The sequence below is a fragment of the Erwinia sp. QL-Z3 genome (assembly GCF_004551645.1).
GTDB lineage: Bacteria > Pseudomonadota > Gammaproteobacteria > Enterobacterales > Enterobacteriaceae > Erwinia > Erwinia billingiae.
In genome coordinates, this window is the sequence record NZ_CP037950.1 from 3,984,689 (window position 1) to 3,997,304 (window position 12,616).

Sequence of the window (12,616 nt, forward strand, 5' to 3'; positions counted from 1 at the left end):
TAAGACTTATTGCTAGTTTATTAATAAAAGAGGAGCCCGACTCCTCAAAAAAATACGCTGAACTTGTGTCAGCATCGGCATTACACGTCATCTATCTTCACCAGGGATTTACTGACGTGTCCGACTAAGTGTGATCATCATGAAAACTATAATGACCCTTCCGGCATTAGCTGTGCTAATGCTGACCGGCTGCTCTGTCGGTAAATATGAGTACAGCAGTGAAGCCATGAAACGTGTCGATATGAACTTTACCGGGATCCCCACCATCCTGGGCATCGGCGCGCTTGGCACCAGCATCCCCATCACCCCTGAGTACAGCCTCACCGCGGCCCACGTGGCGAAGCTTTCTGTAGAAAAAGTAAAGGCCTACCATCCCTATTGCGACCTCGCGATTATTTATCATAAGAACGATCTTAAATCCTTACCCAAATTCCGTAATGGCGAAATTGGCGACCCGGTAAAGATGTACGGCTACAGCTTTATTAGCGCCATGCCGGTGGAATCGTCTGGGGTAAATCTGGCCCTGACTGGTATTCGTAATGAATGGAATAAACGCCCATGCGTGGCGATGGTTTCGAATGCGGGCGTGGTAAAAGGGATGTCAGGCGGTGCCGTTTATAATCACGATGACACCATTGGCGGTGTGATCGTTGGCTTCACCAAAGAGATAAAACGCCACAAGAATTCAGCAGTTCCTCTTAAGGATGTCTCGCTTTATATTCCGTATGAAGACTTTAAGGACTGGCTGACCAAGTCGACGACTTAACGCAAATAAGATGGATTCACACATTTAACGGACGATTAAATGAAGCTTATTAAATCCGGGCCCACCGAAGAATAATTCCTTTGGTGAGCCCGCTAATATTATAAGAACGGCTGGACGTCGCCGACACCCTCACGCACAACTTCTGGCGTATTTTCGGTAAGGTCGATCACCGTGGTGGGATGCTGCCCAAGATAGCCGCCGTGAATAATCAACTCCACCAGCTTACCAATGCTGTCCTGAATGGCTTCCGGATCCGACTCGGTAAAGTCATTACCGGGTAACATCAACGACGTCGACATCATCGGCTCATTCAGTGCTTCCAGCAGCGCCAGCGCAATCGGATTCGACGGTACACGCAGTCCAATCGTCTTACGCTTGTCGTTCATTAAACGGCGTGGCACCTCTTTGGTCGCCTTCAGAATGAAGGTGTAGTTGCCTGGCGTATTGTTTTTGATCAGCCTGAAAGCGGTGTTGTCCACATGCGCATAGGTCGATAACTCAGACAGGTCGCGGCAAACCAGCGTGAAGTTGTGGTTACCATCCAGCTTCCTGATCTTACAAATCCGTTCCATCGCACTTTTATCTTCCAGCTTACATCCCAGCGCATACCCCGAATCCGTCGGGTAGACAATCACGCTGCCTTTATTCAGTAACTCAACGGCCTGCTTAATCAGTCTTGGCTGCGGGTTTTCCGGATGAATATAGAAAAATTGACTCATAACTAACCTCTTATCTGACGCACCGCAGAGAGATCACTCGGGTGCGATTTCCGGGAAGCGAAGCCAGACTGCTTCGACGCCACCCGGAAGCCATAATTTTTTTCCCAACTCGATCCACGGGCAAGGCTGATGGAAATCAGAGCCTTGCGAGGCCGCGAGTTGATAATCCTGTGCATAACGTGCCAGCTGCGTGCGCTCGTTCGGCGCCTGCTGACACTGAGCCACTTCCATCGCATCGCCGCCCTCTTCACTGAAGTGAGCGATCAGTCGCTTCAGCCACTTGGCAGAAAGCCCGTATCGACCTGGATGGGCCAGTACGGTGCGCCCGCCAGAATGATGAATGGCATCAATGGCTTGTTTAATTGTACACCACTGTGGCGGAGCGTAACCGGTTTTGCCGCGGGCCAGGTAGTTTTTGAAAACCTGCGCCATATTATCGGCCTTGCCCTGCGCAATCAGGAAGCGGGCAAAGTGTCCACGGGTGATGGCGCCACCTTCTGCCAGCGCCAGCGCGCCGGCCAGCGCATCGGGGATATGTGCTTTCTCTAAACGCTCAGCAATCAGTTCGGCTCTCGCCATGCGGCGTTCGGTTTGCTGCTGTAGAAATTCGGTCAGGATCGGGCTGGCGCAATCGACGCCCAGGCCGACAATATGAATCTCGTGGTTTTCCCACAGCGTCGAGACTTCCACCCCGGCCATTAACTTCAGTGGCAGCTGATGCTTAGCAATCGCCTCACGCGCGGGCTGCACACCGTCAATGGTGTCGTGGTCGGTAATTGCCAGCACGCCAACGCGATGCTCTACCGCCCGCAATACCAGCTCTTCAGGCGTAAGCAGCCCATCGGAAGCACGGGTGTGGCTGTGTAGATCATAAATTGGGTAGGGATTCAGCGGGGTTGGATCGGTCAAAACGGCTCCGGCGTTGGCGGATAAATGTCGCAGCATGATACCCAGAATTATCTGCGCGGGGAAAAAGAGTATTGACTTTTTTACCGCGAACCAGTTAACTAGTACGCAAGTTCACATGAAAGGGTATCGCAATCATGACTATGACACAGACGATGATGACTGGTTGGTGGCGCACTTCTCCCTGAATGGGCGAAGGAGTCATGCACGCAACCAGACGTTGTGCAGATACCCAGGCCCGCCAAAAGCGGGCCTTTTTTTTAGTAAAATGTAGAGAACAGACCTCATGCAAAATGCCAAACCTACAGTGAAGTTGATTACCGGCAACGCACCTTATCGCGAGGATCCGGCCGCCGTGTTTCATCAGTTGTGTGGTGCGCGCCCGGCTACGCTGCTGCTTGAGTCTGCTGACATCGACAGCAAAAAAAATCTGCAAAGCCTGCTGATCGTCGACAGCGCGCTGCGCATCAAGGCGCTGGGAAACAGCGTGACCGTTCAGGCGCTTTCAGAGAATGGCCGCGCCATCCTGCCTTTGCTTGATGCCGCACTGCCAGCTTCGGTCATCAGCACCGTCCGCCCCGATGGGCGCGAACTGACCTTCCCGGCCAACACCGAAGTGCAGGATGAAGATTCCCGCCTGAAAGCCACCTCGGTGTTTGATGCGCTGCGCCTGATCCCGCAGCTGGTTAACAGCCCGGCAGAAGAGCGCAAAGCTGTGCTGTTAGGCGGTCTGTTCGCCTATGACCTGGTCGCCAGTTTTGAAGACCTGCCGGCGCTGGAGAACCAGCAACGCTGCCCGGATTACTGCTTCTATCTGGCCGAAACCCTGCTGGTGATTGACCATCAAAACCAGACGGCGCGCCTGCAGGCTTCTTTGTTTACGCCTGCCCCAAACGAGTTCTTACGTCTGCAAAGCCGTATCGAACAGTTACACGCTCAGATGTTGCAACCTGCTCACCCGCTGCCGGTTCAGCAGGTTGAAGAGATGGCGCTGAGCGTCAACCAGAGTGATGAAGAGTATTGCGCAGTGGTTCGCCAGATGCAGGACGCTATCCGCATTGGAGAGATCTTCCAGGTGGTGCCTTCCCGCCGCTTCTCGCTGCCTTGCCCTTCTCCGCTGGCCGCTTATGACACGCTGAAAAACAGCAACCCAAGTCCTTATATGTTCTTTATGCAGGATCAGGACTTCAGTCTGTTCGGCGCGTCACCAGAAAGCTCGCTGAAATATGATGCCATCAGCCGTCAAATTGAAATCTATCCTATTGCCGGTACGCGCCCACGCGGTCGCCACGCGGATGGGTCCCTGAATCGCGATCTGGACAGCCGCATCGAGCTGGAAATGCGGACTGACCATAAAGAGCTGGCTGAGCATCTGATGCTGGTTGACCTGGCGCGTAACGACCTGGCCCGGATTTGTGAACCCGGCAGCCGCTACGTTGCCGACCTGACCAAAGTCGACCGCTACTCGTTTGTGATGCATCTGGTGTCACGCGTGGTGGGAACCCTGCGTGAAGATCTGGATGTGCTGCACGCTTACAGCGCCTGCATGAATATGGGCACGCTGAGCGGCGCGCCGAAAGTGCGTGCGATGCAGCTGATTGCCGGCGCGGAAGGCACCCGTCGCGGTAGCTACGGTGGCGCGGTGGGCTACTTCACCGCCAGCGGCGATCTGGATACCTGTATTGTTATCCGTTCAGCCTATGTGGAAGACGGCGTGGCAACGGTTCAGGCCGGCGCCGGCGTGGTTCTGGACTCTGTGCCTCAGGCTGAAGCCGATGAGAGCCGCAATAAAGCTCGCGCAGTGTTGCGCGCTATCGCAACCGCACATCACTGCAAGGAGATTTTCTGATGGCCGATATTCTGCTGCTCGACAATATTGACTCGTTTACTTACAACCTCGTCGACCAGTTACGCGCCTTTGGCCATAACGTGGTGATTTATCGGAACAACGTGCCTGCAGATACGCTGATTGAACGCCTGCAGAGCATGGAAAATCCGGTGCTGATGCTGTCACCTGGCCCTGGCGCGCCGTCTGAAGCGGGCTGTATGCCAGAAATGCTGACCCGCCTGCGCGGCCGCCTGCCGATTATCGGCATTTGCTTAGGCCACCAGGCGATTGTGGAGGCTTACGGCGGCCATGTGGGCCAGGCAGGCGAAATCCTGCACGGTAAGGCGTCGGCGATTGCGCATGACGATTGCGGCATGTTTGCCGGGTTGACCAACCCACTGCCCGTCGCCCGCTATCACTCGCTGGTCGGCAGCAACGTGCCAGAAGAGCTGACGGTTAACGCCACCTTTAATGGCATGGTGATGGCCGTTCGTCACGATAAGGACCGGGTTTGTGGCTTCCAGTTCCATCCGGAATCCATTCTCACCACGCAAGGCGCAATTTTGCTGGAACAAACACTCGCCTGGGCGCTGGCGTAAAACAAGGAGACACTGATGAACGCTATTCTTGAAAAACTTTACCAGGCCAACACCCTGACGCAGGCGGAAAGCCACCAGCTGTTTTCAGCCATTATTACCGGACAGCTGGAACCCACTCAGTTGGCCGCCGCGCTGATTGCGATGAAAGTCCGCGGCGAACGTCCGGAGGAAATTGCCGGTGCCGCAACCGCACTGCTGGAAGATGCGAAACCCTTCCCGCGCCCGGAGTATGCCTTTGCCGATATCGTCGGTACCGGTGGTGACGGCAGCAACAGCATTAATATTTCGACCGCCAGCGCCTTTGTGGCCGCGGCCTGCGGCCTGAAAGTCGCCAAGCACGGTAACCGCAGCGTCTCCAGCAAATCCGGTTCCTCTGATTTGCTGGCCGCTTTCGGCATCAGTCTGGATCTGCCGGCTGAGCAGGCTCGTCAGGCGCTGGATGATCTGAATGTCTGCTTCCTGTTTGCGCCGCAGTATCACACCGGCTTCCGCCATGCGATGCCGGTTCGCCAGCAGTTAAAGACCCGCACAATATTCAACGTGCTTGGTCCGCTGATCAACCCGGCGCGTCCGCCACTGGCGGTGATTGGCGTTTACAGCCCTGAGCTGGTGCTGCCGATTGCGCAGACATTGAAAGTGTTAGGCTATCAGCGTGCTGCGGTGGTTCACGGCGGCGGCATGGATGAAGTGGCGTTGCACAGCGCAACCCACGTTGCGGAACTGCGCGAAGGCGAAATTACCAGCTACCAGCTGACGCCAGAAGACTTTGGTCTGAACAGCTACCCGCAGGAGGCGCTGGCAGGTGGAACGCCGGAAGAAAACCGTGACATTCTGACCCGATTACTCCAGGGTAAAGGCGAGCGCGCGCACGAAGAAGCGGTTGCCGCTAACGTCGCTCTGCTATTGAAAATTTTTGGTCATGAAGATTTACGTGAGAATGCTCAGCACGCGCTGCGCACCATACGGAGTGGTCAGGCTTACGAGCGCGTTGTCGCTCTGGCAGCAAGAGGATAATCATGCAGGAAACCGTACTGAATAAAATTGTGCAGGACAAAGCGGTCTGGTTGAGCGAACGCCAGCAACAGCAGCCGCTGTCCTCCTTTCAAAATGACGTCAAACCGTCCACCCGCAGCTTTTACCATGCGCTGCAGGGCGCCAGGACCGTTTTCATTCTTGAATGCAAAAAAGCCTCGCCGTCCAAAGGGCTGATCCGCGAAGACTTTGATCCTGCGACCATCGCCGGGATCTACAAGCACTACGCGTCTGCGGTTTCAGTACTGACCGACGAGAAATATTTCCAGGGAAGTTTTGATTTCCTGCCAATCGTCAGTGCCGCGATCACCCAGCCGGTACTGTGTAAAGACTTTATGATCGATCCGTATCAGGTGTACCTGGCACGTTTCTATCAGGCTGATGCCATCTTACTGATGCTTTCAGTATTGAATGATGACCAGTACCGCCAGCTAGCGGCCGTGGCGCACAGCCTGAATATGGGCGTGCTGACGGAAGTGATCAGTGATGAAGAGCTTGAACGCGCTACCGCATTAGGCGCAAAAGTCATCGGCATCAACAACCGCGATTTGCGCGACCTGTCGATCGACTTGGATCGCACGCGTCGCCTCGCGCCTAAAGTGGCGCATGGCGTTACGGTGATCAGTGAATCCGGTATTAACCGTTATTCTCAGGTGCGCGACCTTAGCCATTTTGCTAACGGCTTCCTGATTGGCTCTGCCCTGATGTCCGAAGACGACCTCTCTGCTGCGATTCGCAGGGTGATCCTCGGTGACAACAAAGTCTGTGGGCTGACGCGTGAAGAAGATGCCCGCAGCGCGCATGAAGCCGGTGCCATTTTTGGCGGACTGATCTTCGCCGAAGGTTCTCCTCGTCAGGTAGATGTTGAGCAGGCCCGTCTGGTCATGGCTGGCGCACCGCTGAAGTACGTTGGCGTGTTCCGTAATAACACCGTCAGTGACATTGTCACTTATGCTGATGCCCTTAACCTGCAGGCGGTGCAACTGCACGGCGATGAAGACCCGGCATTTGTTGCCGCCTTGCGCGCCGAACTGCCTGAAACGGTGAAGATCTGGAAAGCCTTCAGCATCAAAGAATCGCTCCCTGCCCGTGACTGGCCACACATCGATCGTTACGTGTTGGATAACGGTAACGGCGGCAGCGGCAAACGCTTTGACTGGTCCCTGCTGCAGGGCGAATCGCTGAACAATGTGCTGCTTGCCGGTGGTCTGGGTGCAGACAACTGTGTTGAAGCCGCCCAGCTCGGCTGTGCCGGTCTTGATTTCAATTCCGGGGTGGAAAGTGCCCCTGGAATTAAAGATGCCTCGAAGATTGCCTCGGTGTTCCATACCCTGAAGGCGTACTGACCGTTGGGGCGGCGACAAACTGCGGCCCCTGTAACGATAAGAGAAGCGAAATGACCTTATTAAATCCCTATTTTGGTGAGTTTGGCGGCATGTATGTGCCGCAAATCCTGATGCCAGCCCTGAATCAGCTGGAAGAAGCCTTTGTCAGCGCCCAGCGCGACCCGGAATTTCAGGCTGAATTTACCGACCTGCTGAAAAACTATGCCGGTCGCCCTACCGCGCTGACGCTGTGTAAGAACCTTACCGCGGGCACCAAAACCCGTTTGTACCTGAAACGTGAAGATTTGCTGCACGGTGGCGCGCACAAGACCAACCAGGTGTTGGGACAGGCGTTGCTGGCCAAGCGCATGGGCAAAACCGAAATCATCGCGGAGACCGGCGCCGGACAGCACGGCGTTGCTTCTGCCTTAGCCAGCGCGTTACTGGGTCTGAAATGCCGCATTTATATGGGCGCCAAGGACATCGAACGTCAGTCGCCTAACGTCTTCAGAATGCGTCTGATGGGTGCAGAAGTGATCCCGGTACACAGCGGTTCGTCAACGCTGAAAGATGCCTGTAATGAGGCGCTGCGCGACTGGTCCGGCAGCTATGATACTGCACACTATATGCTTGGCACCGCTGCGGGCCCGCACCCGTTCCCCACTATCGTTCGCGAATTCCAGCGCATGATTGGTGAAGAGACTAAAGCGCAGATCCTCGATCGCGAAGGTCGCCTGCCGGATGCGGTGATCGCCTGTGTCGGTGGCGGCTCGAACGCTATCGGAATGTTTGCTGATTTCATCGATGACGCGTCGGTCGGCCTGATTGGTGTCGAGCCAGCCGGTCACGGTATTGAGTCTGGTGAGCACGGCGCGCCGTTAAAACATGGCCGCGTGGGCATCTACTTTGGCATGAAGTCGCCAATGATGCAGACCGAGGATGGACAGATTGAAGAGTCCTACTCCATTTCTGCAGGCCTCGACTTCCCTTCAGTCGGCCCGCAGCACGCCTATCTGAACAGCATCGGTCGTGCGGAATATGTTTCGATTACCGATGATGAAGCGATGGATGCCTTTAAAATCCTCTGTCGCAGCGAAGGTATCATCCCGGCGCTGGAATCTTCCCACGCCCTTGCCCACGCCTTGAAAATGATGCGTGACGCGCCAGAGAAAGAACAGCTTCTGGTGGTAAATCTTTCCGGACGCGGCGATAAAGATATCTTCACCGTTCATGACATTCTGACCGCTAAGGGAGAAATTTAATGGAGCGTTACGACCTGCTTTTTAAACGCCTTGCTGAGAAGAAAGAAGGTGCGTTTGTCCCTTTCGTGACGCTGGGCGATCCCACGCCGGAACTCTCCCTGCAGATCATTGATGCGCTGGTAGAAGGCGGCGCAGATGCGCTGGAGTTAGGCATCCCATTCTCGGATCCGCTGGCGGATGGACCAACGATTCAGGGTGCAGCCCTGCGTGCCTTCGCGGCCGGCGTGACACCATCACAATGCTTTGAAATGCTGAAAACCATTCGCCAGAAATATCCGGAGATCCCGATTGGTCTGCTGATGTACGCCAACCTGGTATTCTCCAACGGCATCGATAACTTCTATGCGCGTTGCGAAGAAGTGGGTGTGGATTCGGTGCTGGTCGCCGACGTGCCGATTGAAGAGTCTGCTCCGTTCCGTCAGTCAGCCATGCGTCACAACGTGGCACCGATCTTTATCTGTCCGCCTAACGCCAGTGATGACCTGCTGCGTGAGATTGCTTCTCATGGCCGTGGCTACACCTACCTGCTGTCCCGTGCGGGCGTAACCGGCACGGAAAGCCGTGGCGTCAGCCATTCGCTGCAGCATCTGGTGGATAAGCTGCACGAGTATCATGCCGCTCCTCCCATTCAGGGCTTTGGTATCTCTGAGCCAGGCCAGGTCACAGAGGCGCTGCAGGCCGGTGCGGCCGGTGCTATCTCCGGTTCTGCCGTGGTGAAGATCATCGAGAAAAACCATGCCAACCCACCGGTGATGCTGGCTGAACTGAAGGCTTTCGTCAGCTCGCTGAAAGCGGCCACGCGTTAATTTGCCTTAAATGCCTTATCCGTCCGGGTAAGGCATTATTTTTTCACTCTTTATTACATCCTGCGCTGGAAATATTCCGGACTCTGGCTAAGCTTCTGAGACAGAGCGATTCTGTACACACGGCTTAAGCCAAATAGTGAATGACAGGGAGATTACAATGAAGTTGTTTAAAGTCCTGACGGGTATGGTTATTGCGGCTGTTGTCGCTATCACAGTCAGCGCCTGTGCGCCTACGCCAACGAAAGAAGGCACTGGCGGTTACCTCGATGACACCGTGATTACCACTAAAGTGAAATCCGAACTGCTTAATGCTAAAGACCTGAAATCTACTGAAATCAACGTAGAAACCTTTAAGGGTCGCGTACAGCTGAGCGGCTTCGTTTCCAGCTCAGCAGCAGCTAACCGTGCGGTGCAGGTGACCCGTACTGTTAAAGGCGTTACCGCTGTAACCAACAATATGCAGATTAAGTAATTTTTGTCTGCTGAAAACAAAAGGCGCTGATTAGCGCCTTTTTTCATTTTGAGCAGCAGATTAGAAACGGTATCCCGCACCGAAGAAGAACACCACTGGGTTGATGCGCGTATCGATGCTCTGATGGCCGGCAGGGGAATCGAAGCCGACTTTGGTGTCGATGTCCATGTACCACACCGACGCATTCAGCATCCAGTCCGGGGTCAGTTGATAATCCAGGCCCACCTGACCGGCGAGTCCCCACGAGTTTTTCACGCTCAGATTACTTAATCCTGCGTCACGACCTGTCTGGTTGAAATCGTTATCATAGAACATGGTGTAGTTAACACCGATGCCCATATACGGCTGTACTTTGCTGGTATTGCCCATGAAATACCATTGTGCCATCAGCGTTGGCGGCAGCTGATGAACGGTAGCCAGCGTCCCGGTAGCACCCAGGCCGACCTTATGGCGGAACGGCGTCGCGCCAAGCAGTTCAATACCAATGTTGTCGGTCGCCATGTAGGTAAACGTCAAACCAAGCTGGGTATTATTACTGACGTCGAATTCTCCGAGGCCAAGCACGTTATCCGATCCACCGGTAGGTCGAACCGTGGCAGAGCCTGCACGCATAAAGAAATCCCCTGCCTGATGAGCAGAAGCCGCCACGGGCAGTAATGCCACCACCGCCAGAACCAACGCTTTCACTTTCATATCCACTCCTTTGCAAAAAAATACGCTATCGCGCAATCGTTGTTTTTATTGGCGACAGTTTTACGTTAATTTTTGCAAAGATCACCCAAATCAATTCTTTCAAAGTCCTTAAAAAACATAGAGTTGATTTAGATCAATTTTCTGGCTTTATTCAACACCGCGTCGCCAGTCTTTCCCCTCTGCGGGTCAAATCACGGTAAATTGGAGTGCGCTGAAAAATGCGCTTTACTGACCGCTAATACCTTCTTTAATCGAAAGTTATGTAAGTCAGGGTGCCAGGTTGCCCGCAGACCATGTACAATCGCCGGATCGCAATAATCGGCTGTTCAAGGAGTCTACATGTCATTCACGGCAGGTTCGTTATACCGTGACACGGGGAATTTTTTCCGCCATCAACTGGTTACCATCATTCTGATGGCACTGCTCACCTCTTTTATTACCGTGCTGATTGGTCATGCGCTCACGCCTGGCGCCGATCAGTTATCGATCCTGACCGACGGTGACAATGGTTCTGGCATGAGCCTGATCGAAATGGTGCAAAATATGTCGCCCGATCAGCAACGCGTCCTGCTGAAAGCCTCTGCGGCCGGCACCTTTGCCTCGCTGGTAGGCAACACTTTGCTGCTCGGCGGTATGCTCAGCCTGCTGCCGATGGTGTCAGCCGGTCAGCGCGTCAGTGCACTGCGTGCGATTGGTGCCTCTGCACCGACGCTGCCACGCTTGCTGCTGCTGGTGTTCCTGATGACGCTGATTATTCAGCTTGGGTTTATGGCGCTGGTTGTACCCGGACTAATTCTGGCCGTGGTGCTGTCGCTGGCACCGGTGATCCTGTCAACAGAGAAGGTCGGTATCTTTGCCGCCATGCGGACCAGTACCCGTCTGGTATGGAGCCAGATGAAGGTGGTTGCTCCGGCGATTGCCGTCTGGCTGCTGGCTAAAGTGGTGGTGCTGTTCCTCGCCTCTTCACTGACCATCCTGCCGGCCAATGTCGCCTCGGTGTTACTGAACGCGCTCAGTAACCTTGTCTCAGCGATACTGATCATTTACCTCTATCGCCTGTATATGCTATTACGTTAATGGCCGCTGCGAGCTTCAGGGCTCGCAGTCGCTACGTAATTTCTAAGCCTGGTATCCGGAAGCCTTTATGAAGCAGTTACTCGATTTCCTTCCACTCGTGGTCTTTTTCATCTTCTATAAGCTGTACGATATTTTTGTCGCCTCAGGCGCCTTAATCGCCGCTACCGCGCTGACCTTAGTCATCAGTTGGGTGCTGTATCGCAAGCTGGAAAAAATGACCATTATCACTTTCGTGCTGGTTGCCGTGTTTGGCACCCTGACGCTGGTGTTCCATAACGATGAGTTCATCAAGTGGAAAGTGACCGTGATCTACACGTTATTTGCCGTTGCGTTGCTGTTCAGCCAGTTCTGGATGAAGCAGCCGTTGATCCAGAGCATGTTGGGTAAAGAGCTGACCCTGCCGTCTTTCGCCTGGAAAAAACTGAATATTGCCTGGGCGATTTTCTTCTTCGCCTGCGGTCTGGCAAATATCTACGTGGCGTTTTGGTTATCTCAGGAGTTTTGGGTTAATTTTAAAGTGTTCGGTCTGACCGGACTCACCCTGCTCTTTACCGTCGTCAGCGGTCTGTATATTTATCGTCTTATGCCACAAGAAGAAAAATAATCACAGAGCCCGGCAATCGTCCGGGCTTTTTGCCCTTTTTTACTGAGAAGCCTGACAATGAATGATGACAACAACAGAGTGCCGCAGGGCGAGATGGTGCTGCGTACGCTAGCCATGCCTGCTGATACCAACGCCAATGGCGATATTTTTGGTGGCTGGCTGATGTCACAAATGGATATGGGTGGTGCGATCCTGGCGAAAGAGATTGCCGGTGGTCGCGTGGTGACCGTGCGGGCCGATGGCATGACCTTTCTGAAGCCGGTTGCCGTTGGCGATGTGGTGAGCTGTCACGCACGTTGCATCCGCACCGGCACCAGCTCGATCACCATCAATATCGAAGTGTGGATCAAGAAAGTCTCTTCTGAACCCATTGGTCAGCGCTACTGCACCACGGAAGCGGTATTTGTCTATGTTGCCGTTGATGGTGCCGGGAAATCGCGTCCGCTGCCTGAAGGGAAAAGCAACTTCAGCTACGTCGAACAGGGTTAAGGTTGTCGGGTTTACCTGTTGATCGGACAACAAAAAGG

The 12,616-nt window shown here is 54.2% G+C and carries 12 protein-coding genes, 1 pseudogene and 1 other annotated feature; of the genes and pseudogenes, 10 read left to right on the top strand and 3 right to left on the bottom strand.

Annotation, left to right across the window (positions count from 1 at the left end; all coding sequences use genetic code 11):
* Positions 1–139: 139 nt before the first annotated feature.
* Positions 140–766 carry a trypsin-like peptidase domain-containing protein gene (locus E2F51_RS19045; protein ID WP_041692018.1) on the top strand — a complete coding sequence of 209 codons (627 nt, stop codon included), beginning with the start codon at positions 140–142 and terminating at the stop codon, positions 764–766.
* Between the two features lie 98 nt (positions 767–864).
* Here the strand turns inward: E2F51_RS19045 and E2F51_RS19050 are convergent, their stop codons facing one another.
* Positions 865–1,485: an L-threonylcarbamoyladenylate synthase gene (locus E2F51_RS19050; protein ID WP_134824262.1), complete on the bottom strand. Its 621-nt coding sequence runs from the start codon at positions 1,483–1,485 to the stop codon at positions 865–867.
* A gap of 33 nt (positions 1,486–1,518) precedes the next feature.
* On the bottom strand, positions 1,519–2,430 hold the full coding sequence (locus E2F51_RS19055; protein WP_013202394.1) for a PHP domain-containing protein: 912 nt from the start codon (positions 2,428–2,430) through the stop codon (positions 1,519–1,521).
* Between the two features lie 122 nt (positions 2,431–2,552).
* Positions 2,553–2,652: a sequence feature (Trp leader region), on the top strand.
* A gap of 25 nt (positions 2,653–2,677) precedes the next feature.
* Between E2F51_RS19055 and E2F51_RS19060 the strand changes: the two genes are divergently transcribed.
* The 6 genes and pseudogenes from E2F51_RS19060 to E2F51_RS19090 all read left to right on the top strand — a co-directional run bounded on the left by E2F51_RS19060 (position 2,678) and on the right by E2F51_RS19090 (position 9,715).
* A complete protein-coding gene (locus E2F51_RS19060; RefSeq protein WP_134824263.1) occupies positions 2,678–4,240 on the top strand; it encodes an anthranilate synthase component 1 in 1,563 nt (520 codons plus the stop codon).
* Positions 4,240–5,832 (top strand): annotated as a pseudogene (gene trpD / locus E2F51_RS24120) (bifunctional anthranilate synthase glutamate amidotransferase component TrpG/anthranilate phosphoribosyltransferase TrpD). Before E2F51_RS19060 ends, trpD begins: the two are co-directional and overlap by 1 nt.
* 2 nt (positions 5,833–5,834) lie before the next feature.
* Entirely contained in the window at positions 5,835–7,196 is a 1,362-nt protein-coding gene (gene trpCF / locus E2F51_RS19075; protein ID WP_134824264.1) for a bifunctional indole-3-glycerol-phosphate synthase TrpC/phosphoribosylanthranilate isomerase TrpF, read from the top strand.
* A 50-nt stretch (positions 7,197–7,246) separates the two neighbouring features.
* Positions 7,247–8,437, top strand: a complete 1,191-nt coding sequence (gene trpB / locus E2F51_RS19080; protein WP_013202400.1) for a tryptophan synthase subunit beta — start codon at positions 7,247–7,249, stop codon at positions 8,435–8,437.
* Positions 8,437–9,243: a tryptophan synthase subunit alpha gene (gene trpA, locus E2F51_RS19085; protein WP_013202401.1), complete on the top strand. Its 807-nt coding sequence runs from the start codon at positions 8,437–8,439 to the stop codon at positions 9,241–9,243. The genes trpB and trpA overlap by 1 nt, the downstream gene beginning before the upstream one ends.
* Positions 9,244–9,400: 157 nt before the next feature.
* The gene (locus tag E2F51_RS19090; RefSeq protein ID WP_013202402.1) at positions 9,401–9,715 is read left to right on the top strand and encodes a BON domain-containing protein; all 315 of its coding nucleotides are present in this window, start codon (positions 9,401–9,403) and stop codon (positions 9,713–9,715) included.
* 60 nt (positions 9,716–9,775) lie between these two features.
* On the opposite strand, the gene ompW is transcribed toward E2F51_RS19090, so the two are convergent.
* Entirely contained in the window at positions 9,776–10,408 is a 633-nt protein-coding gene (ompW, locus tag E2F51_RS19095) for an outer membrane protein OmpW (protein WP_013202403.1), read from the bottom strand.
* Between the two features lie 339 nt (positions 10,409–10,747).
* Between ompW and E2F51_RS19100 the strand changes: the two genes are divergently transcribed.
* From E2F51_RS19100 to yciA, 3 genes are all read left to right on the top strand, one after another.
* Positions 10,748–11,485 carry a YciC family protein gene (locus E2F51_RS19100; RefSeq protein ID WP_053142834.1) on the top strand — a complete coding sequence of 246 codons (738 nt, stop codon included), beginning with the start codon at positions 10,748–10,750 and terminating at the stop codon, positions 11,483–11,485.
* 67 nt (positions 11,486–11,552) lie between these two features.
* Positions 11,553–12,089 (top strand): septation protein A, encoded by a 537-nt coding sequence (locus E2F51_RS19105; protein ID WP_013202405.1) that lies wholly within the window; start codon positions 11,553–11,555, stop codon positions 12,087–12,089.
* 57 nt (positions 12,090–12,146) lie between these two features.
* Positions 12,147–12,578 (top strand): acyl-CoA thioester hydrolase YciA, encoded by a 432-nt coding sequence (yciA, locus tag E2F51_RS19110; protein ID WP_013202406.1) that lies wholly within the window; start codon positions 12,147–12,149, stop codon positions 12,576–12,578.
* Positions 12,579–12,616 lie beyond the last annotated feature (38 nt).

Excerpts from the sequence above, each read along its gene's own strand:
- E2F51_RS19045 (WP_041692018.1), top strand. The coding sequence starts at position 140 with ATGAAAACTATAATGACCCTTCCGGCATTAGCTGTGCTAATGCTGACC.
- E2F51_RS19050 (WP_134824262.1), bottom strand. The coding sequence starts at position 1,485 with ATGAGTCAATTTTTCTATATTCATCCGGAAAACCCGCAGCCAAGACTG.
- E2F51_RS19055 (WP_013202394.1), bottom strand. The coding sequence starts at position 2,430 with ATGCTGCGACATTTATCCGCCAACGCCGGAGCCGTTTTGACCGATCCA.
- E2F51_RS19060 (WP_134824263.1), top strand. The coding sequence starts at position 2,678 with ATGCAAAATGCCAAACCTACAGTGAAGTTGATTACCGGCAACGCACCT.
- trpCF (WP_134824264.1), top strand. The coding sequence starts at position 5,835 with ATGCAGGAAACCGTACTGAATAAAATTGTGCAGGACAAAGCGGTCTGG.
- trpB (WP_013202400.1), top strand. The coding sequence starts at position 7,247 with ATGACCTTATTAAATCCCTATTTTGGTGAGTTTGGCGGCATGTATGTG.
- trpA (WP_013202401.1), top strand. The coding sequence starts at position 8,437 with ATGGAGCGTTACGACCTGCTTTTTAAACGCCTTGCTGAGAAGAAAGAA.
- E2F51_RS19090 (WP_013202402.1), top strand. The coding sequence starts at position 9,401 with ATGAAGTTGTTTAAAGTCCTGACGGGTATGGTTATTGCGGCTGTTGTC.
- ompW (WP_013202403.1), bottom strand. The coding sequence starts at position 10,408 with ATGAAAGTGAAAGCGTTGGTTCTGGCGGTGGTGGCATTACTGCCCGTG.
- E2F51_RS19100 (WP_053142834.1), top strand. The coding sequence starts at position 10,748 with ATGTCATTCACGGCAGGTTCGTTATACCGTGACACGGGGAATTTTTTC.
- E2F51_RS19105 (WP_013202405.1), top strand. The coding sequence starts at position 11,553 with ATGAAGCAGTTACTCGATTTCCTTCCACTCGTGGTCTTTTTCATCTTC.
- yciA (WP_013202406.1), top strand. The coding sequence starts at position 12,147 with ATGAATGATGACAACAACAGAGTGCCGCAGGGCGAGATGGTGCTGCGT.